The sequence below is a fragment of the Bradyrhizobium sp. UFLA05-109 genome, from assembly GCF_054185165.1.
Window position 1 is genome coordinate 1 of record NZ_JBBIAR010000019.1, and the last position, 20,114, is coordinate 20,114.

The window sequence follows — 20,114 nt, forward strand, 5'->3', positions numbered from 1 at the left end:
GACCACTTGCCGAACAGCACGCGGTCGCCGACCTGGACGTCGATCGGGATCAGCTTGCCGCTCTCGTCGCGGCCGCCCGGGCCCACGGCGATGATTTGGCCCTGCGAGGGTTTTTCCTTGGCTGTGTCCGGAATGATGATGCCACCAGCGGACTTCTCTTCGGCATCAATGCGCTTGACCACGACGCGGTCGTGAAGCGGACGGAAATTCATGCAGCTCTCCTAAATACTTGCATTCGTTTATGATTTCCAGATTGCTAGCAATCGAGGCCCGCGAGTGCCAGCACAGGCGAGGTTGAAATAGGACGGTTTTCCTTGGGAGCAAGTGTCGGTAGAAAAAAAATGGACACTTCATGGCCCGATCTGCCAGTTCGTCGCTAACGGTAAGAGGCAGGCCGTGGTCATCAAGATTGGACGGAACCGGAGGGGCGCCACCATCTCGATGATCGAGCGGCGATCGAGTCTCGCCTTGAGCTGCAACCAAGACGGATGTGAATTGGCACGCCCTGCGAACACCAAAGTTCGCATCATTGGTGAGAGCTTGTCGGTTGCCCGCCTTTGCGCAAGCTTGCGGAACGTTACCTCCGATCTCAGCTGCGTCCGGAAGCCGCACGAGACAGCGCGATCTGCCGAAGCGGGTCTCGTGTAGACCAACAGAGGCACCGACCTGTTTGCTTGGAAGCTCTCTTAGAACTTGACGCTACGTGCGGTTCAAGGCATCCGAACAACATCAAGCTCGCCGAACCAGCAGACTCTACCGCTTTTCAATTCGGCATAGAGCTTGCTTCGTGCACAACACCATCACTGAGCCGCCGCGGTGATGGTGGGGGCGGAGCCGGCGTCGTTCTGAACGGCATCGTGTCCGCCTCGCTGATCTCTCAATCGGACCAGAAAGGCCTGATATCGAACTTGCGAGACGGCTGCACTCGCGTTGGGCTCGCAATCGTGCGCCTATTTCTCAGTGAGAACACGCAAGGTAAAGCGCGCTGTTCTTGATTGGAAAGAAGATCTGTACCGCACTTGGCGCGGTCGTTGTGAATGGCGGGTGCTACTACCATCTCCTGCCTTGAAGCCTGCCAGCGCGTGGGAGTCGATGAAAATATCTCGAGCGTTCGCAATGACAGGCTGTTCGATCAACCGCCAAGGAATTCTGCGGATCACAGCGATTGTCGTCAGCGGATGGCTGTTCATGCAGGCCGGCCAGATATCGAGCGCACCTCGACCGGCACAGGCCAGCGCTCCGTCGGGCGGGATTCTGGCCGATCCGGCCGCCCCTGATGACCTGGATGCGGATTACAAGTCAGTTGACGCTCGCTCGTTCCCGGCCGGACATTGTCGTGTAAAGGCTTCGGAGCTAAGCGTTGTTGAGTTCGGCTCAAACTACGCGGATGTTGTTCACGTGTTCGGCTACGCAGGCACTCTCACGTCAAGGGAGATCGTGGAAGGTATCAAGTTTCATTTATTTGCGTGGAACGACGGGCGGGTTTTAGCGCTGTTCGCGAACGGACGGCTGTTGATCGCATCGCAGTCCGACCCATCATGAGACATCCGAAGCTCTTGCAGGATTGATAACCAAGCATTTGCCCTTTGCCTTTCATCGCCGCCTCGACGTGCGAACCCCACTTCTGAAAAGTCCAACATCAAAGTTCGCGATTTTGTAAAGGTGGAGACGAACCGACCACTTCGCCATGTGCGGTTGACTGAAGAGAAACGATGTCGGTCCTTTCAGGACAAAAGCTGCAGCATTAAAGGAAGCCGAGCGTCTCGCTGCTATCAAAGATTGAACCTTCCCGAATTAGTCGCAGTTTAAATCCGGCCCATCGGCATCAAACTGATTGCCAACCGACTTATCGAGCCATCCGTGAGGTCGATGCGCGATTGAGGCCGCTGCGCACAAGGTGGCGGCGTTTCTCTATCATTTGCGGGCCGGACGCTTAGGTTCAATAGGCAACGCTCCGCAACTCCATTTCGCTCCGCCCGCGAAGGATCACGGCTGGATGGGCCCTGATGTTCCGCGCGCTGCGGCTGAAACATATCGGCGATGACAAGCAGAGCATCGCTGCGTTGTGCGAAGATCTCCTCGGCCGAGATATTGAGTTGAACCTGCCGACTAATCTCGTTCACCGAAGCAATTAGTTGCATCGCTCAAGTCGACGGGGCCGCCGCATCGGTGAATTTCGGCACTACATGCCCATGCGGCGCAGAAAATCCTCAGAATGACAGGAGAAGTGCAACAGAAAAGTAACTCGGTGATCTCGAGTAAACCACTTGGGATATTTCGAGCGGGCGATACGGCGGCAAACGATCGCCAACACAAGAAAAAATGTATCCTGGCGGGAAGTCCAGGGCGGCGACGGAATTGGGCGACTATTGCTATATATTGGCTACACCACAAGATGAGTCTTATTCAATGCCGATGATCTCGGTTCGTGCGTGTATCATCCAATAATTCACGCGGGATGCATGCGGTTGTAACAGTGTGTCGCGAGAATATGCGCTACTTTTTTCAACGGACGTTTGTGTAGAGGAGATTGTGATGCCTGACTCTGCAGCTCCAGCTTTACCGCGGCCAATGGTGCCCTTTATTGATTTTGTTTTTCACGGATGGACACAATCGGTCCTTGATTTCCAGAAGTCAGGTCTTTCTTCTGCGCCTGCAACACTCGGCCTTGGCCACTTTACGATCCCCCGACAGCTGGTCGAGCCGTTGCTTTGGGGATTCCGCCAATCCAACACCTTGGCGGATGCGCTGTTTTACGATGTCGGCTTGCTCGCGCTGCGTCTGCTGACGCGCGGCATTCTTGTCACCACCACCTCAACCCCACAGTTGACGGCCTCCGCGGAGGTCGGCCTCGCCGGTGCACAGGCCGCTGCCAAAATCATCAATCTGAGTGCGCAAACCAATCCAGAAGGTACGATACTTGTGATTGATGCGCACCACGCCCCGTTCGTTCATACCTACGATGACGTGCGGACATTCTTGCAAGACGGGCTGTCGTTCGTGCCCAGCCGAGGCGGACAGCCAAAGACGGTCAAGATTATCACGGTGACGGGCGTCGGCAGCTCTGCGCTCGGATCCGCTGCGTTTGCCTGGAACGTCTCGGAGTCGTTGCGCCAACCGGTTGCTGCGATCGTGCCCGGCTATGGTCTTGCCGACATTGTTCCGCAGGCGCTCGGCGGATGGTTCGGCTTCGGTGTTCACGACTTCGCGCGCCGCGTGGCCCAGCAATTCCTCGCGACTACGGCGTTGGAGCTGGCGAAGGTCGGACGGCACTTGTCGTCCACAGCGATCGGCGACGACGCGTTCCGGACAGGCAGTCCAGAAAGTGACGTCCTGCACGAGGTTCTAAGAAGCGCCGAACAAATTGAGCGCCTCTACGGCCATAGCAAGGGCGCGCTCTGTATTCAGAACGCCGTCCGCAGCCTACCGCCCGAACGTACTCGCCGCTTGCATATCACCACCTTTGGCTGCGTAATTCAGGAGGAGACGGACGCCGACTACAACCAGGTGATGGGCGATATTGACGGCCTTGGGCAGCTCAATTCATGGGGCAATTGGCCGGAGCATTGGATTAAGAGCTGGCACAGCACCAACTCATTACTGCCGCTGACGATGCCGGTTGCCGATCTCGTGAAGAAGGATGTCCGCGCCGAAGATCCCGTTACGATCGACGAGACCGTGCTCCAGAACGCGTTAATCGCCGCCCTTGCAAGGCTTCAGCCCCGAGTGCAGTGAGCAGATAAGAGATAGGGGCAATCTCTCCGTCCAGGCGCCGGCCCGAACCGGCTGGTTCGGGCCGTCCCGACGCGGACACTCAAGCAGGGTTCGGTTTTTCTCGGGCCGCGCCGTAACAACCTAGATAAGGGACAATGGGCGATATCGCCTTCAGCGCAAATTCACGCCGTTCTGTGAGTCCTGGCACCGAACCGAAGCAGGAACTGCTCAACCTCCGTGGCCGGCTTCGCGGCGCGAGCCCTGGACTTCGTTACAGCCTTCTGCGCGAAGCCAATCGAGCTGATCGGCGGTTTCGACGCCCTCCGCGGTCGCCGCGACGCGCTCGCCCGGCGCATGGCCGGCTTCGAGCGCGTCGCGTAGCCGCGCTTGTGCAGAGCGCGATTGGCCAGGTTGGTCATCCCATAGTGGTGTTCCATATGGGCGATGTGAGCTTCGGCCTTGCGGCGTTCGGTGATGTCTGCGGTCGCTACCAGATGGCACATAGCGGGCAACCGTTTCGCTGAGCCTCAGCGCCGCCTGTCACTTGCGCCGCAGTACGGACACGTCCTCGAACATCCTCGTGTCGATGTCTGCGGCTTGCGTCTCAGCACCACCTATCATGCATCCCCTGGATTCAGGTTCTCTACCCCGGGGCGCTAACAAATGCAGCTTGGCTTAATTCGCAGTAAACGATGGAGGTGAGTCGCATCGAACAAAGAATTGCGACAGTTTCAAATTATCTGATGGTTAGCGTACGTATCACAGGTGCGCGAAGAAATTGACGCGCCTGGCGACAGGCAAAGATCTAGGCGCGCGGCGCTCTGTTGCATTCCAACGGCAAGCTGCCGGTCGATCTGGCACTGATCGTCCTGCGAATGCACAAAGACGCAGGAAATCCTCGGCAACTGCCTGGAATTCGACGCGAATTCGCTAATAGCAGCAGTATGATCCCGAAATTGCTTCCACGATGGGGGCTCAATCACGATACGCGCCAGCCGGTGTTCGTCCGATCCATAGCAACGATGATCGGATATATCGACAAGTTTGTCCTCGGGGATTTCGATAATCGCGAGCTAAGGGTTTCGCGAGCAATCCGTTTGCGCTCAAGGATCATCCAAGGAACGCTGCTTGAGAGTCAGCTTGAGTCAGCGAGCCTCAAAAGCGAGAGTCCGCGGCCTACGATCTTACGGGTTACGCGCCTTCGTCCCCGACTATTGAACCAATCGTCATACCGTTCCAGCCTCCGGGGGACCGCCATGTCGAAACACTCGCCCACCCCTAACGTCGCCGATCTGGCTCCTGACGATTCAATGCTGACCCCCTATGATTATGAGCATTTTGGAACGTATCTGAGCCTGCTAGTCGCCGACGCGGAGGGCACCGATTGGCGAGAAGTTAGTCGGCTCGTGTTGCGCATCGATCCCGCGCAGGATCTGCAACGCGCGTGGCAGGCCTATAGCAGTCATTTTGCCCGCGCCACATGGATGAGTAAGCGGGGCCATAGGCACCTTTTGGAGGATATTCCAACTCTTCACTAGGAGCATTTCACATCTTTCGTTTGCACTTTCGTAGACGAGCGGGACGGCTCCCTCGCCGAAATCCCTTCCTCATCCCTACGGTCTCGCCGAGATGGTGACGTTTGATGATCAACCGTTTCATCAAAAGGTCGAAGATCCTAACTCGTCTTCTATCACCCCAAGGTGCCATCTTCGCTCTAGATCGCCTGATCACGTCGAGATCGGATGGCCCGGAGCAGATGTCCCAGCAGGATCAGCATCGCTGCGCAGGCCGTCAAAATATTCCTTCGCTTTCAGGTGCCTCTGCAAAGCGATTGGCCTGTACGGGCCGAAGCTCGTATAATTGCGTACCGAGTTCATCGCGAGCCGTTCGTAGACCGTCTCATGAAGTTGAGCCGTGTCCGGAACGACGCGGACAGCTTTCGACCAATGGAGCGCAGTTCCGCCGACCCCGACCATACACTCATCGTGCATCATTCCATCGGCCGACGGATAGAGCCCGCAGCAGGCTTTTGTCGACGATCACGCGGGCCGCCTCGGGAATCTTGTCTGTGATGAATTCCAGCATCCAAGCGAGCGTGATATCCGACAAACGGGACTCGTTCTCGGGATAGCTTCCACCGATGTCGGCATGATTACCGGCGAACCAGATCTGGTCAAACTGCTCGGGCTCGCCCTGCCGGTCAGGCCACTTCACGGTCCCGCTCCCTCCCCATGGCACCCGCTTGAAATCCTTGCGGCCTTCGTCGATCGATTGCAGATGCCGCGCGTACTGGACGTCCGAAGTGAAGTGCCGGTCGTAGGCCCAGTCGGGGAAGAAGCGCTGCCACCCGATCGCCGCGACGGCATCCCAGATGCCGATGAAATAGGCGGAAGCGCCCGCGGCGCGGCCGACTGCCGATTTGTAGGTGGATCGGAACTGCTCTGCTAGCTTGTCAGCTTCCGCCCCGTTCCGGGGCATTCCGAGCCGGTAGACGCACGAGACCGCCTCATTGGCTACACGCCGCAACGATTTCGGATCGAGGCTGATGGACTCGCCATTCCGCTCCTTGTGCGGAATGCCGCAGAGTTCAAGTACGTGTGCGAGACATCTGGCCGTGTAGGCTCCCCGGCTGAAGCCGAATAGATAGATCCGGTCTTCCGGCTCCCACACGCCGACGATCGCCATATAGCAGTCGATGATCTTCTTCGTGATTCCGAACCCGAACATCTGCTGGACGGTCTCCTTGAGACGGTCCCAAATGTTGTCGTGTCTCGGCGCCGGCGTTCCGATGCCCGGGACGTAGAGTGCGAGCTGCTTCTTCGGGTCAATGATCGAGTCGGGACCCGTCCGCGTCGCTCTGTACAGTTTGTAGACGTTGGTGCGGCTCTCGTCCGGCAAGAGGCCGCCCTCGTTTCCGGTACCGTCGACAAACACCAGGATATTCTTAGGCATGACGGCCTCCCTCAAATGACAACCGGCTCGAGCGACGCGTCGGCGATGACGATGCCGGTCGCGTCCGTGAAGATCGCCGCGACGTCCCTCGCCTTCTGTCGGTACGCGTCGTAGGTGTCCTGCCCCATCAATGGAATGGCCTCCGCCAGGCTTGCCACCTGCCCCTGCTTTTTCGCGATCGCGACGGCCTTGAGCTTCTGCTCGTCGCTGCGAAGAGCAGCGATGGCGTCGTTTAGATCGGAAATATTGGTGGGCGTCACGAGCTTGCCGCCGATATAGACGACCTGACTCAGTCCGACGATGCCCAAGATCGTGTTCGGGACGACGAACGTTGATAGCTGATTTACCCCCGCTGCGATCAATCCGCCGATCACCACCAGTCCGAAAATGAAGCTTTGGTACCGGTACACGTCGAAGACGCCGTTCGTCGCGAAGAAATCACGCCACGTTGCATTCGACGGGTCGACTACGGTCCTGGCCATAGGAATCCAGCCATGTCTGAGGAGCCACGCCCGATTGTCGGCCGACAGCGTATTGCGCTGACTGTCCGTACCCTTGGCGATCGTCGCTCCGATGCCGCTGATGCCGAGCAGCGTCAGAATCGAGCCCGAGAGGTCCACCAAGGTCCCAGTCTGCAGCAGTAGTAGTGAAATCAAAGCGGCGACGGACAGCGAGAAGGCCAACGTCTGGAAAGTCGAGAGACTGCCCCTCCCGTCCGGCCCCGCGGAGACCTGGGCAGGGTTCAATGCGCGAAGGAAAGACGCAAACGTATGATCCTGCTTGCGGAGCGCGAACGCGATCCAGACGTAGAGGATCAGGACCTCCGCGATGACGGCAAAGATGCTGAACCAGTACGGACTGAGCCTGACGCTCACGGACGAGACCCGCCAGGGAGATTGCCCGACCGGGCTGTTGCACGTGTAGAGATACAGATCGACCCGGCTCCAGAACCAAGCCAGATCGTCGCTCATGTTCAGGGTGACGATGGTCTGATCTGGCTCGAGCAGATGCTTCTGCACCAACGGATCGGATTCCATCGCGCGGTGTGTGACAACGTCCTGCCGCTTGAAAAGATAGGTCTCATCGCCGTAGTCGATTCCGGCGAAGTATCGAACGCCGTCAACGAACGGCGCACGCACGCCGACGTCGACACGCTGGTTCGTCGGCAAGAAATTCGTGGCAAGCACGATGGGTGCGCCTACTGGATTGCGTCCGGACCGAAGCTCCACAGCGAACTCGCCGGGCTTCACGCACTGCTTCTGCGGGTCGTTAGGTGTGCCCGCCGGCTGTGCCTCGGCACCCACATTTGCTGGTCCGGATTTCTGAGGTGGCTGAATGCCGCGCGGCTGGTCGGGGGTAAGACTCTGCGCGGCTGGCGCCGGACCGTTGGCCGGCGCCGTCTGCTGCTGGGATCTCGCCGGCGCGAGAAGAGCCACGCACAGCAGCGGGATGGCGGTAAAGATACGTAATTTAGACATTGCCCCCTCAAAAGTCCGACTTCGCAAAAATATTTGCCGATGGTTGTAGCGTGATCGCAAGCCAACCAACGCAAAATGAGCGGCGCTGCCCCCGAATAAAGACGGTTCTGTAGTAAACCAACTAACGTGCGTGGACCGGACGATTAGTTAACTTGCGCCAGTGAAACCCCTGGCGCGTAACGTCATCTTCGATCGTCTTGCTGGTAGCGCGAACCGCCCGCCTCTTGCGCCAAGGGCCATTCAAGTGTGCTGGCACGGATCCGCCGCTAAAAATAACGAGCAGCTCCCCCCGTCCGTTGACATACACGTCATACATGTGCGCCCCCGCAGCATCATTTCGTTAGTGAGGTTTGCGTTGATTAAGTCCAACAAAGGATCCGTCGATCATGAAACGCACCTCACGCGGATCTACCGCCGTACACGGCAACCGCGTTGATCATCGAGCTCCGTCTAGCGTGGCGGCAGCATCCAAGATCTTGCAGGCAACATAAACACCGTACGCCGGTCTGATGGGAGGAAAATATTACGCAATGCGCCTTCATAGATTCAACTACTTTGTCGAGAAGCCACACAGCTCCAAAGCGTGTTGAGATCTCGTCACAAAATCCTTGGGCCGCCCGCTCGAGATCGGCAGCATCGCGAACAAGCAACCGCTGAATGATGAACTTCCCCAGATTGGAACGAATGTAGCGGGGACCGTAGTGTTAAGTCAGCCCAAAGGCCTGGCGCGACGTTGTAGAACTGCCGAGATGCTTGAACATGGCCCGAGATCCATGTCATTCGCTTATTCTCGGCGCATGGCCTCAGATTACCGACTGCTGTGGGCGAGCCTTATGTCGTGGACGACGCTGGGCCGACGCTGTGTCGCGTTAGTAAAAGCATCAAATTATATTTGAAAATTGAGTATTTGCTGCAACTGCCCCCGCATAGGCGGCGATCTGGAGTCGATAGAAATGGCCAGCCCAGATCCCGCTCCGTCACTTCTCCTTTGCCAAACCAAACCAGGCGGCTCAATGCAACGGCTCCGCGCATGGATGCCATCTTATCGAACTGCCGATCGTGATTAATGTAATTACCACAGCAAGGACGCCTCGATTCTGCATTTTGATACGCTTCTCAACGGATTTCGTACCTCGCCGGCTTCCGAAACAGTCATCCGCGACTTCAGCGAAGCCACCCTCAAAGCTTACTGCTGTTTTTCGAACTTGAAGGATAGTGACCGGCGCGATGCCCGTCCCCTGCAGCGGAGACCATTCGGGTCAGCGCCGGCCAGCACCGCAGAATACACCGTATGAGGGTGGCTGGCACAGACTTCCAATTCGGCCAGCCGCCGCCCGGCGCGCGACTTGAGCTTCGTCCGGGCGTAGCCGTCTGCTCTGCCGAGGACGTCGGTTAGGCCGGACCGTTTCGATCCCAGTGCCGATTCAAGCATGCGCAGTGAGTGAGCTTGGACGGCCTAACCTCGCCAGCCCCCTCATGGAGCGTGCCATTTTTGGCCGACTCCGAACAGAGCACGGTCGGGCGCGCCCGCGAGTGGATCGTGACCGACGGAACGCGGACCACCAAGAGCGGATACTTCTTCTCCGGCGTCAGAGGCAGACATCATTGGTGAGCAGCCGCGGTCCGTGATGGCCCAGAACCGACCTGATGGTGTTATCTCGTTGCAAAGATCATAAGCTCGATCCCCGCGGCGCCGAGTATAGCAGCAAGTACGTAGCGCGTTGTCGTCTCCGACAGCCAACGAAGACCAATCGTGGTCCCTATCATCGCCCCTGCGACGGCCCCCAGTGCGTATAGCCATGTCTGCGGTGAAGGCAACTGCCCGGCGTAGGTCGCGCCGGCCAGGCCTACCGCGGAGTTCACCCATATGAAAGGGGCAGACAAAGCTGCCGTCTCTTTCGGCGAAGCCCACCGCAAAGCAATAAGGACAGGCGCGAGGAAAACGCCGCCCCCGACGCCAGTAAGCCCCGAGACGAGCCCGATACCGGCGCCTGTTGCAATTGCGCCCCACGACGGAATGGCACGAGCAGAATTCGCTCCCTTGGCTCGCCCGATCAACAAGACCGCAGCAGCGAAAAGAAGGACAAAACCCGTGATAGCATCATAGAGATGGGGTGATAGGATTGTGAATCCTCCAATCAGGGCAGTCGGCACCGAGGTGGATAGAAAAAGCTTCAGTCTCTTCCAATCAATAAAACCACCACGATTAAGCAGCCATGTCGAATACGTGGCGGCAACAATGTTGAGTAACAGCGCCGTCGGTCGCATCTGAGCTGATGGAAACGATGCAAAGGCCATGAGCGCAAGAAACGCGGTACCACCCGCCTGTCCAACTGTCGCGTAAAGAAGGGAGATGATAGCGAAGAAGATTGTCAACATTGCAACCGGCAATTCAGTGCTCTGAGCAGGCGATGAAAAGCTTCCGTATCCAGATGGATTTGCGAATGCGTGGAACGATTGGTTGCTAACGCACCGCTGCAGGGAGTCCAGAGTCTACACCCGAGCAGTTCGGACCAAAGAGCGCGCCGGCGCCGATCTTCCTCTTTAGTCATCGGCGAAGATTTGGACGATCACCCGGTTGGGGCGAGATGAGTTTCTCGATCGCCGCAACGGCGTTGGATCCAATGGCTCGTCCTCGCTCATCCATACCGGTCCAACACGACTGGCGTCCGCGCGGATCGACCTCCAGCAGTTTTACGCCTTCCGGCACGCGCGCGCCGTCCCGAGCAACGCCGCGGAGCACTCCTCCGATGGGCGCCTGGACCGGCTTGCCACCAAGACATCCCACCAGCAGGCCCTTGGATACCGGCGTGCCGATATCGACACCTGAGCGCCAAATGCCATCGCGGTATGAATACACGAAGCGCTCGCACCCCGCGCCGCCGAGCTCGCGAGCTCTGCCGTCGGCCAGCTTGGTGACACCTCGGGAGACAATTGTACCGGTCTGGGTTGGATGGGTCTCGATGGCGGTGTCGCAGTTGACGCCCACCTCGAATCGAGGCCCGATGCCGACTGTTACCGGAGCAAAGCCGCGGAGGTCGCGAGGTGTTCGATGCTTCTGCATGCGTGCATCGACGATCACGGATAGCGAGCGCAAGGCAATAACGTCAGAGAAGTGCATTTCGGTCACTGCCACGCTGTTCGGGTCGGCGTGAATCCGGGTGATTTCCGCTAGCGTATCGGCCCGTCTGCCCACGACGCCCTCAATTTCGCATAGCTTACCGAACAGCGAGTCATGAAATGCCATGCGGCGGCGGATCACCGGTGGAAAGGCATCGTGTCTCATCACCACGGCAAACATCCCTTCGGTGAGTTTCGTGGCGATAGCAGAAGCGATTTCGTTCGTGCCCAGGACCAATGCGAAGGGCCTTGGCGCGCCCGGATCATCGGCCTTAGCATTAACTTTCATGGCGAGCTTCGCGTTGCCGGGATCCCTAGCAAGCCTCGCGCCAATCGCGGATGCTCAAGCAAACTGGTTCGTCCTGCTGGTGACGGCGAAGCCACGTTCGAATGAATGTCCCGGCATGGTTGCAGATGCGACAAGGTGAGTTGGGTTTCTGCCAAATCGGCAGGACTACACCGCAATCGCAGTGTCGAGCGAGGCGAGCGCCCGCTCGGGGTATGTAGTCAGACGCTGTATGCGAAGTACAGGTCTTCATTGTAGTCGTAGAGCTGGGCTTCCCCGCCTGTGACTTTCACGGAGAAGTAGGATGACGTATCGTGATCGAAGCCGCCGTAGACACCGGAGCTCTTTGGTTTGAGCATTAAATGCGACCGTTCACCATGGTGGTACAGGTTTGGCAACGCGCCGGTTACGTAGCAGTGCCGGCCGTAGTCATAACCACTGACTATCCCCGCTCGTACAGACACGCTGATCTTGGAAGATACGGAAGCTTCGTATTCGTGCACGCGCACGATAGCGCGCCCTAAGCTGTGGGCTAGCGCAACCGCAGCCGCGGCCGCCCGAACGTGCACTTTCATTCATATATCCTCCTACTGATGGACATCAAAGCGGAGCGGTCCGACGCCCCGACGCCTCGATGTAATGCGCCGGCCCGCTCCTACATCGCCGGGGAGTTTCGGCAATGCTTCATTGAACGAAGCAAGCAGCGTGCCTAAGCAGGACTGCAGCTACTACAAACATTACGAGGATCTGCCCTGCCCCAGCACTACGCCGCGAAAGGCTTGGAGGATATTTCGTTCGCGGCCTGGGTCGTCTTGTGCGTCAGCTTGGCGCCATGATGGCACGTCGGAAACGCTCCGCAAGAGAGCAGACCCAAGGTCTCCTTCGGCGGCGCCGAAGGCACCTCATGAGCACTTACGCCCGAGCTCACGCTTCGCGAATACTCAATCGCTTCGGGGGCGTGAAATATCGATACTTTCCTGTGAGCGTTCCGTTAACGAACTGAAGACCGTGATCGCCATAGATCATATCCTCGCGCAAGTAGCCGTCGGCTATGGCCCCTTGATTGTTGCCCCCGACTGTCTTGCGGTTAGTCGCCACCCCATGGCTGCCTGGCGGCGAGCCGAACATTTCAACGATGGCATCGCGCGGTGTGCCCAGTTTCAACCTGTCAAACTGTTTGGCAGGAATCATCCCCGCTGCCTTGATGGGCTCAGCTATCATTAGCGGGAGATCTTCAGATCCGATTGGCCTACGAACCACAACTTTCTCGATGCAATGCGAATGAATTGGGATTCCAGGATGCGAGTCCCATTTAATGTAATGATCGGACCGTAAGGTCTCCCAGCCGGCTTCTGTATAGATGGCCTCCAGCTCTCCACGTGCGAACGATTTTTTGTGACCAGTTGCCAACCCCTCCTTAGGGATAGGATGGTCTGGTTGATCGAGCGTGTTGGTGAAGCAATGAAATCCTCCCGGCCGCGTCCGATCGACCAGGGCTCTGACGAGGGGTTTCCAGACGGTCCGTTCCGTGAAGTGCAAGACCGAATGCGCTATAAAGACGTCGAGGTAAGGAGGGGGCTGGAAATCTTCAACAGCAGCCACACCGCTTGTTACCTTCACGGCAAGATGGCTCGCGAGCCGATTCAGCTTGGAGATAGCGGCCTCGGATATATCGGTCGCGATGACCTGATTACCACACTGGGCCAAATAAAGAGCGTTACGCCCCTCACCGCAGCCAAGCTCGACAACCACACTTTCCGCGCGGAGTGCTGGCGCGATCTCGAAGATTTCCGGGCTAGGACCACCCATACATGAAACGTTGTGATCGGCGTACCCCGTATCCCACCAAAACGGTGAACGTCTCGCCTCCTCTTCCATACTGCCCTCACACTGCCTGATATTGCTCTTCAAGGGTAACCATCGTGTTGGAATAAAACATTCGGGCCATAATGCTCGAATACTTGAACCCCTTATGAGTAAGTTGATAAACATCACCATCTGCCAGATTGACGAGGTGCAAAGACTCGAGCGCGTTGAGTTCTTCACCAAAGTCGACTGCCAGCGCCCGTCCAAATAATGCAGCGTAATTTTTTCTGCTTAAGGCTGACAATGTGAGGCCGAGCAGGACGTAACGTCGCACAAGCTCTTCCGTAGCCAACTTTATTCCATGTGATGCTATTGCCCTGGGATCGAACGGACGCTCCGAGAAGGCGTTGATGATGCGCGAAGTCACGCTCCGGTCTACGGCATAATCTGTGCTATAGTGATATTGACCGAAATAGCTTCTGGCGCCAGCTCCCAATCCTAGCAGGGGCGTACCCTCGAAGTCCGACGCCTCCTGCCGATAGGCGTGGTCACCAGTGATCCTGGTGAAACGTGTGAAGGATTCCTGGCGGTAGTTTTTGGATTCCATCAAAGCAGCGTTCTGATCGTACACTCCATACTTTTCCGCTTCAGAGAAAAATAATTCAGGATTGTCGGTTTTCGACGCAATGATGTTCGTCATCGGACGAACAACAACGGGATAAAGGGAAACTGTCTGCGGCTCATAGTCGAGCACGCGGCCAAGCGAAAAGGTCCAGGAGTCGCGGCTTTGACCGCGGAGGCCGTAAATCAGATCGAAGTTGACGTGAGAAAAGCGCTTGGTGACGGCTTCGATTGCGGCTTTTGCAATCTCGACCGAATATGGTCTCCCGCATTTCGCAAGCTCGCCGGGCTCCATGGTTTGGATGCCCATGCTCACTCTATTAACGCCAAGTGCCTTCAGGCAATCCAGAAGACCGTTGTTGAAAGAGTCCGGCGCGGCCTCCACCGTAATCTCACATCGCCGGCTTCGTTTTGGAAATGCAACGTCGAGGGCGGCGAAGAGCTCGCCGAACTGATGCTGTGTTAGCAGCGTCGGAGTGCCGCCGCCGAAATAGATACTGACAACTTCGCGATCTCCGAAGTATGCTCCATATTGAGCGATGTGCTCCACCAATCGAGCAACGTAAGCCCCTTGGGTCGCCTGGCTATTGCGCGTTGTCAGAAAGAGAGTGCAATAGGTGCAGCGGTAGCGACAAAACGGAATATGGATATAGATGTTGATTTGCTTTGAGCGACTAGCCTGCTCAGCAATATCAGTTATGCGGAGTGGTTGCGGGAAAACCCTATACGATCGCTTCGAAGGATAGCCATAGACATAGGTTGGAAGCTCCTTTTTCTCTATCTTCGCCCGAAGAACTTCCAGACGATCCATGACTTATCCCTCAGTCGCCGTACATGACCTGAGGGTCATGGACGCCTGGCACTAGCCACCAGGATCGCGCGGCCGCTCCTGCTGGCGCGCAACGAGAGACACTCAAGAGTCGTGCCAACCGCGCAGGAAGAGCCCAGAGACACTCGTTCTGCATCTTATTCAATGACTTAACCGCGAGCGCGTGCACCGCACGTTGTCCGAACATCACTGTCTTGGAAGCGACAACCCGACAACAGGGAGCAGGATACCTCGGGAGAGCGGCAACGATCCTCCAGCGGTCCAGGGACGTTGCAATATGAATCCGTTTCGAGAACGGTCGTGAACGCGCCGCCACCGGGCATCGGCGTCACTACCCCAACCGACGGTGATCCGTATCCTAGCTCCAGCCGCGAACCCAATCTCGATCGCGCCCCCGTCCAGGAAGGCGCTGCCAGTACTTGCGGGCCGGCGCCTCGGAGACTGAGGCCAAGGGGCCAGGCCAAACAGTCCCCGCGGGCCTGCCGCCGCCAAACTGGAAGCAGATTAGGGTGAACGTTTCATGTTGGCACGCAACCTCGACAACCCTGGCCGCCGGCGCCAAGCTCTCTTCGATGATCCGAAGCTCCTCGGCAGCGGTCCACCGCCGTCGGGCTCGGGACCCGAGAGACCCCTCACCGCCGTCACGTTTGCTCATTTGCCTGACAAATAGAGATGGATGGGCTCTCACCGGATTCACCGATCATCACCGACGGACTCGCAGAGTTTTTATCATCGCTGCGGCGTTAAACCGCTATGTGATGATGCGTCCTTTTGGTAGGTCAAGATCGAGCAGCGTGAGTGTTGCGTCAGCAATACAAGCTTCTAGTCTGGCCCATTCGACGACCGCACGCCGAATCAGCTTTTCCTGAAGCAGCCCGATAGTTGGCTTGCTTCATCATTGGGGTTGCCAGGTTTGATGGGTAATTTCTGAGGGCGTGACATCTTCGGTGGTTTGCGCATATGTTGGCCGGATGACTGCGAAAAAACCGATCAACACTCTGAGAAAGAAGCTCAAGACCGCTTCGAGGCCGCGCTACGTGGCGCGCTCAAGACGCCGCATGATCCGTTGAAGGAAAAATCGAAAGTTCGGACGGTAAAGAAGCCCAAGAAGAAGCCCGGCAAGTGCGCCGGGATTCTCATTGATGGAGTCACTCATGAAAGTCCGTATTTTTATGTAGCTTGCTGAATTGTTCGGCGTGCCAATAAAAGTTCGAGACCGTCATTTTGGGCGACGGGCCTCAGATGTTGTCCTTTAGCCACTTGCTGCCGGATTCGTTGAATCCAAACCAGGCTGCTGCATCGCCTGAGATATCGACGACAAGCAATTGATCGTCGCTAAGAACGTGTTGTCTGAGGCGGTCGCGAACTTGTACTGGCGTATCGTTGCATTTTACGATCCAAGTTGAATCGAGATGATGCCACCAAGCGCCGAGTGCTTTTATCGCACTTACTAATTCCTCGTATGTTTCACCCCGGGTGGGATGAAGGTCGTAGCCTATAAGTATCGTGGCCATTCTGGCCCTTTCGTAAATGTGGGGCCAACTTCACTGCATAGGAGAATCCGGAACACTCCGGGTGTGAATACCCCTAATCGACCGCTGATCGACCCCATAAGTTGATTTGCGGCATCGGAAGCCCGCCCCGGCAAGGGCGGGCTTTTCCGACTCAACGGAGAGGTTGAGACGATTCGCCGATAAAAGTCTAGGTAGTGCGTAACCTTGGCGCTCCTACGGGTTGCCTCTGGCGTGGTCTCGCAAGGGCAGATTCGATCACTGCAGTTTTCCCAGCTCACCTGCTCGAGCGCTTTATTTGGAACCGACGCGCGTAATGCTCTTCGGCTTCCTCGAGATGAAGTGGGGTATCTTCCGACGGAATGATCCGCGTCGACGGTTGAAGCACATTTGAGAGTGGTCGGCGTCACGCATCGATCCCAGCTAGAGCGACTAGCGCGAGTCGACCAAACGGGTTGCGACCGTAATCGCAGAAGCACTCCGATAGTCGGTCGCCGAGCAGCTATCCGGCATGTCCTCATCGAGCGCGATTGGAGCGATGTCAAAGCCGAGATTCTTACCAGTGCGCTCCGGCCGCATGTCGCTGCTACGTGCTCAGGCTTGTCCGCGAGGAAATATACATGCTTTGGATCGTGGCGATTGACAACTCTCTATCGGATCGCCTTGATGCAATCAGGCGCAAAGAAACTCTTTCATGATCGCAGGTCTCACCGTCCTCCTTGTCTGCCAGCTCGTCGGTGAGGTCATTGTGCGGGGTTTGGCTCTACCGCTGCCCGGCCCCGTGCTCGGCCTTCTGTTCTTGCTGATATTGCTGCTTGCGCGCGACCGCTTCGTGGTGATCGCGCGCGGCCCTCTCCGAAACGAGGGCGTCGAGAAAGTCAGCAAGGTACTTCTGACCCATCTGTCGCTCCTGTTTGTTCCTGCCGGCGTAGGCCTCGTGCAGAAGCTCGATGTGCTCGCTACCTATGGGATCGCGCTCATCACAATTCTTATGCTGTCCGTAACCGCCACCCTGCTCGCGACCGTGCTGACGTTCCGGCTTGTCAGTCAGCTTATGAGGCAATAGGAAACGCAATGAAGGAGTATCCCTTCTCACTTTGGGTCTATCTCTCACAATCTCCCCTACTCTGGCTGACGGTCACACTGCTCGTCTATGCGATCATGGATGCCGTATCGTTGGCAAGGCACCGTCATCCACTCGCCAACCCCGTCCTGCACGCGATGTGGATTATCGGCCTATTTTTGCTTCTAACAGGCACTTCTTATACGACATACTTCGCCGGTGCTCAGTTCGTGCACTTCCTGCTCGGACCCGCAACGGTCGCCCTCGCGGTACCGCTCTATGAGAACCGCGCGATGGTTACTGCGGCGGTCGTTCCGACGTTGGTCGCACTGATTGTGGGCTCGCTCACGGCGGTCACATCTGTCGTACTACTTGCTGAGGTCGCGGGCTTGCCGCGCGAGGTGATCCTGTCTCTGGCGCCGAAATCGGTCACAGCCGGCGTTGCGATGGGAATCAGCGAAACGCTGCATGCGGATCCGTCCCTAACGGCCGTTGCGGTCATTGTCACGGGTATCATAGGCGCCATCATCGTAACGCCGCTGATGAACCGCGTCGGGATAGGCGATTTTCGGGCGCGAGGTCTCGCTGCAGGCGTTGCGGCGCACGGTATCGGTACGGCGCGCGCTTTCCAAGTGGACGAGATCGCCGGTGTCTTTTCAAGTCTCGGCATGAGCCTGAATGCCCTTGTGACGTCGTTCCTGGTACCGCTCGCCGCGACTACACTGATCCAATGATGAAAAAAGCCGCTGCTGGTTTTCTCCAGCAGCGGCTCAAGTCTAGGGAGAAAGCAGACGAGCCGGTCTGCCAGCGGATCTGGTCCCTCGTGCGAGGTCGGCGAACCTTCTAGGCCGCCTTGTCTTGATGGTTTCCGGGGCTCCTTGGAAATTTTGGTCAGCTGGCCACGCGCCTATCACATTTCCAAGTTTGTTCCTGATGGATCGACCTGACCATCAAGCTCCGGAAGCCGCAGTCTTTTGCCGCTGATGAGCCGATAGCAGGATGCTGTTGATGGCGCGGTATGCGAACACGATGGCCGGTCCGATCGTGATGCCTGCCCCGGGATAGATTCCACGCATTGGCGAGGTCATGTCATTGCCGCAAGCATACAGCCCAGGGATCGGCCGGCCACTTACGTCCAAAACCCCGCCGTAAGTATCTGTTGCCAATCCGGTCGCCGTGCCGAGGGTGGCGGGAACAATCGGCAGAGCAACGAACGGGCCCTTTCTGATCGGTCCAAGATTTGGATTTTTCGTTCCGACGGCCGGATCGCCGAGCGTGCGATTGAAAGCTGATTCTCCACGTTTGAAGAGAGGATCCAGCCCTATGGCAGCGTGCGTGTTGTGTTCCTGGATCGTCTTTTGCAGCTCTCCGGCGTCTAATCCCAATTGCTCCGCGAGCTCCCCAATCGTCTGGCCGACCTTGATGTAGTCAAGCCGCGCATATTTTCCCATGCTTAATGTCCAAGGCCAGGGCAGCAAATGTCCCATGCCTCTCAGGCGCACGAAGTCCCGGTCGCAGATGAAGTAGAACCGCTTGTCTGCCGGATATCCGTTCTTGAACATTGCGAGGCAAATATCATGGTACGAATTGGATTCGTTGACGAAACGTTTGGCATTTGGCCCCACCGCGAGGACACCGGGGCGGCCTCGGTCTAGCCAGCCGTACGGGACGACTTGCGAGTGGCTGCCGCTCTTTAGAATCGACACCGGAGTCCAGAAGCCGGCAGAGGCGACGTCATTGTCAATCGCGGCTCCGAGCCGGGCCGCAACGGCGATGCCGTCGCCGGTGACATCGGGATGGGCCAGCGTATTGTCATGCTGATGCGGGCCGCTAAGCTCCGTTCTTAAGCGCGCGTTACGAGCAAAGCCGCCTGTTGCCAGGATGACCCCGTGCGAAGCGCGCACGCGAACGTCAGAATCATTCAACTTGACGACCGCCCCCGCGACGCGCCCTTCCTCCTTGATGAGTTCTATGAGAGGAGACGCTGGCCAGATCTCTACGGCATACTTGCGCAGGCTCACGAGTAACCGCGCGATAAAAGCGTTGCCGCCGCTGAGTTCAGTGCCACGCCTGTAACTCAGCCGATCCCTCGCGTAGCGGCTGATCCGACGCAAGACATGCTTAAGCGAAGCAAAGGATTGAAACGGGTTTAAGAAGCTTCTCACCTCTCCGGAGGAGATCATCATTCCCCCGAGTACAACGCGAATTGGGTCGCCGATGAGATCGAAATCGGCGCCGAGAAGCCGTCCATCATAGGGGGCCGGGCTCAGTGCACGGCCCTTGTCAACTCCGCCGACCTGGCTCGAATGATAGTCGGGCGCGGACGCCAGAGTAAACTTGACTTCTGTCCCGTTCTCAAGTGCTGCAAGCGCTGTTGGGCCGTCCTCAAGATAGGCCTCAACGAAGTCTGTCCGGTAGTAGTTGCCAAGTTCATGCTGCAGGTATGTCCTGGCTTTCACAAGCGAGTCATCGATCTTTGCGGACCGCGCCTGGGTTGAACAAGGAACCCAGATCATCCCGTTCGACAGCGCCGTCGTCCCGCCAAGCCGAGGAGATTTTTCGCACACCACAACGCGCAGTCCGGCCTTTGCCGCATAGAGCGCCGCCGACAGTCCGGCTGCACCGCTACCGATCACGAGGACATCGGTTTCCCAATGATCGGGCTTACTCCCTCGAGGGAATGCCACCGTCTTCTGCTCGCCCGCTTGATGGGTCGGCTTGCTCATTGCTGCCT

The 20,114-nt window shown here is 57.5% G+C and carries 17 protein-coding genes; 7 read left to right on the plus strand and 10 right to left on the minus strand.

Annotation, left to right across the window (positions count from 1 at the left end):
- On the minus strand, window positions 1-212 hold a 212-nt coding region (locus tag Q3C01_RS15755; protein ID WP_458146234.1), incomplete at its 3' end, for a co-chaperone GroES.
- Window positions 213-1,116: 904 nt separating this feature from the next.
- Here Q3C01_RS15755 and Q3C01_RS15760 point away from each other — a divergent pair.
- The 5 genes from Q3C01_RS15760 (at window position 1,117) to Q3C01_RS15780 (ending at window position 5,252) form a co-directional block, all read left to right on the plus strand.
- Complete coding sequence (locus Q3C01_RS15760) at window positions 1,117-1,542, plus strand: hypothetical protein (protein WP_458146235.1); 426 nt, start codon at window positions 1,117-1,119, stop codon at window positions 1,540-1,542.
- 464 nt (window positions 1,543-2,006) lie between these two features.
- Window positions 2,007-2,135, plus strand: a complete 129-nt coding sequence (locus Q3C01_RS15765; RefSeq protein ID WP_458146236.1) for a hypothetical protein — start codon at window positions 2,007-2,009, stop codon at window positions 2,133-2,135.
- Window positions 2,136-2,535: 400 nt separating this feature from the next.
- Window positions 2,536-3,735 carry a hypothetical protein gene (locus tag Q3C01_RS15770; RefSeq protein WP_458146237.1) on the plus strand — a complete coding sequence of 400 codons (1,200 nt, stop codon included), beginning with the start codon at window positions 2,536-2,538 and terminating at the stop codon, window positions 3,733-3,735.
- A gap of 216 nt (window positions 3,736-3,951) precedes the next feature.
- Window positions 3,952-4,095 (plus strand): hypothetical protein, encoded by a 144-nt coding sequence (locus Q3C01_RS15775; protein WP_458146348.1) that lies wholly within the window; start codon window positions 3,952-3,954, stop codon window positions 4,093-4,095.
- A gap of 875 nt (window positions 4,096-4,970) precedes the next feature.
- Complete coding sequence (locus tag Q3C01_RS15780) at window positions 4,971-5,252, plus strand: DUF2285 domain-containing protein (RefSeq protein ID WP_458146238.1); 282 nt, start codon at window positions 4,971-4,973, stop codon at window positions 5,250-5,252.
- Between the two features lie 442 nt (window positions 5,253-5,694).
- Here the strand turns inward: Q3C01_RS15780 and Q3C01_RS15785 are convergent, their stop codons facing one another.
- The 8 genes from Q3C01_RS15785 to Q3C01_RS15820 form a co-directional block, all read right to left on the minus strand.
- Complete coding sequence (locus Q3C01_RS15785; RefSeq protein ID WP_458146239.1) at window positions 5,695-6,666, minus strand: phospholipase effector Tle1 domain-containing protein; 972 nt, start codon at window positions 6,664-6,666, stop codon at window positions 5,695-5,697.
- A gap of 11 nt (window positions 6,667-6,677) precedes the next feature.
- A complete protein-coding gene (locus Q3C01_RS15790) occupies window positions 6,678-8,144 on the minus strand; it encodes a hypothetical protein (protein ID WP_458146240.1) in 1,467 nt (488 codons plus the stop codon).
- A gap of 1,653 nt (window positions 8,145-9,797) precedes the next feature.
- Window positions 9,798-10,523 carry a sulfite exporter TauE/SafE family protein gene (locus tag Q3C01_RS15795; RefSeq protein ID WP_458146241.1) on the minus strand — a complete coding sequence of 242 codons (726 nt, stop codon included), beginning with the start codon at window positions 10,521-10,523 and terminating at the stop codon, window positions 9,798-9,800.
- A gap of 169 nt (window positions 10,524-10,692) precedes the next feature.
- Entirely contained in the window at window positions 10,693-11,553 is an 861-nt protein-coding gene (locus Q3C01_RS15800; protein ID WP_458146242.1) for a xanthine dehydrogenase, read from the minus strand.
- Between the two features lie 218 nt (window positions 11,554-11,771).
- Window positions 11,772-12,125 (minus strand): hypothetical protein, encoded by a 354-nt coding sequence (locus Q3C01_RS15805; protein WP_458146243.1) that lies wholly within the window; start codon window positions 12,123-12,125, stop codon window positions 11,772-11,774.
- Window positions 12,126-12,474: 349 nt separating this feature from the next.
- The gene (locus tag Q3C01_RS15810; RefSeq protein ID WP_458146244.1) at window positions 12,475-13,428 is read right to left on the minus strand and encodes a class I SAM-dependent methyltransferase; all 954 of its coding nucleotides are present in this window, start codon (window positions 13,426-13,428) and stop codon (window positions 12,475-12,477) included.
- A gap of 7 nt (window positions 13,429-13,435) precedes the next feature.
- A complete protein-coding gene (locus tag Q3C01_RS15815) occupies window positions 13,436-14,788 on the minus strand; it encodes a coproporphyrinogen-III oxidase family protein (RefSeq protein ID WP_458146245.1) in 1,353 nt (450 codons plus the stop codon).
- 1,256 nt (window positions 14,789-16,044) lie between these two features.
- Window positions 16,045-16,320 carry a hypothetical protein gene (locus tag Q3C01_RS15820; RefSeq protein ID WP_458146246.1) on the minus strand — a complete coding sequence of 92 codons (276 nt, stop codon included), beginning with the start codon at window positions 16,318-16,320 and terminating at the stop codon, window positions 16,045-16,047.
- Between the two features lie 691 nt (window positions 16,321-17,011).
- On the opposite strand from Q3C01_RS15820, the gene Q3C01_RS15825 reads away from it, so the two are divergent.
- Both Q3C01_RS15825 and Q3C01_RS15830 read left to right on the plus strand, forming a co-directional pair.
- The gene (locus Q3C01_RS15825) at window positions 17,012-17,383 is read left to right on the plus strand and encodes a CidA/LrgA family protein (protein WP_458146247.1); all 372 of its coding nucleotides are present in this window, start codon (window positions 17,012-17,014) and stop codon (window positions 17,381-17,383) included.
- A gap of 8 nt (window positions 17,384-17,391) precedes the next feature.
- Window positions 17,392-18,114 carry an LrgB family protein gene (locus tag Q3C01_RS15830; protein WP_458146248.1) on the plus strand — a complete coding sequence of 241 codons (723 nt, stop codon included), beginning with the start codon at window positions 17,392-17,394 and terminating at the stop codon, window positions 18,112-18,114.
- Between the two features lie 216 nt (window positions 18,115-18,330).
- On the opposite strand, the gene Q3C01_RS15835 is transcribed toward Q3C01_RS15830, so the two are convergent.
- Window positions 18,331-20,106 (minus strand): FAD-dependent oxidoreductase, encoded by a 1,776-nt coding sequence (locus Q3C01_RS15835; protein ID WP_458146249.1) that lies wholly within the window; start codon window positions 20,104-20,106, stop codon window positions 18,331-18,333.
- Window positions 20,107-20,114: the final 8 nt, after the last annotated feature.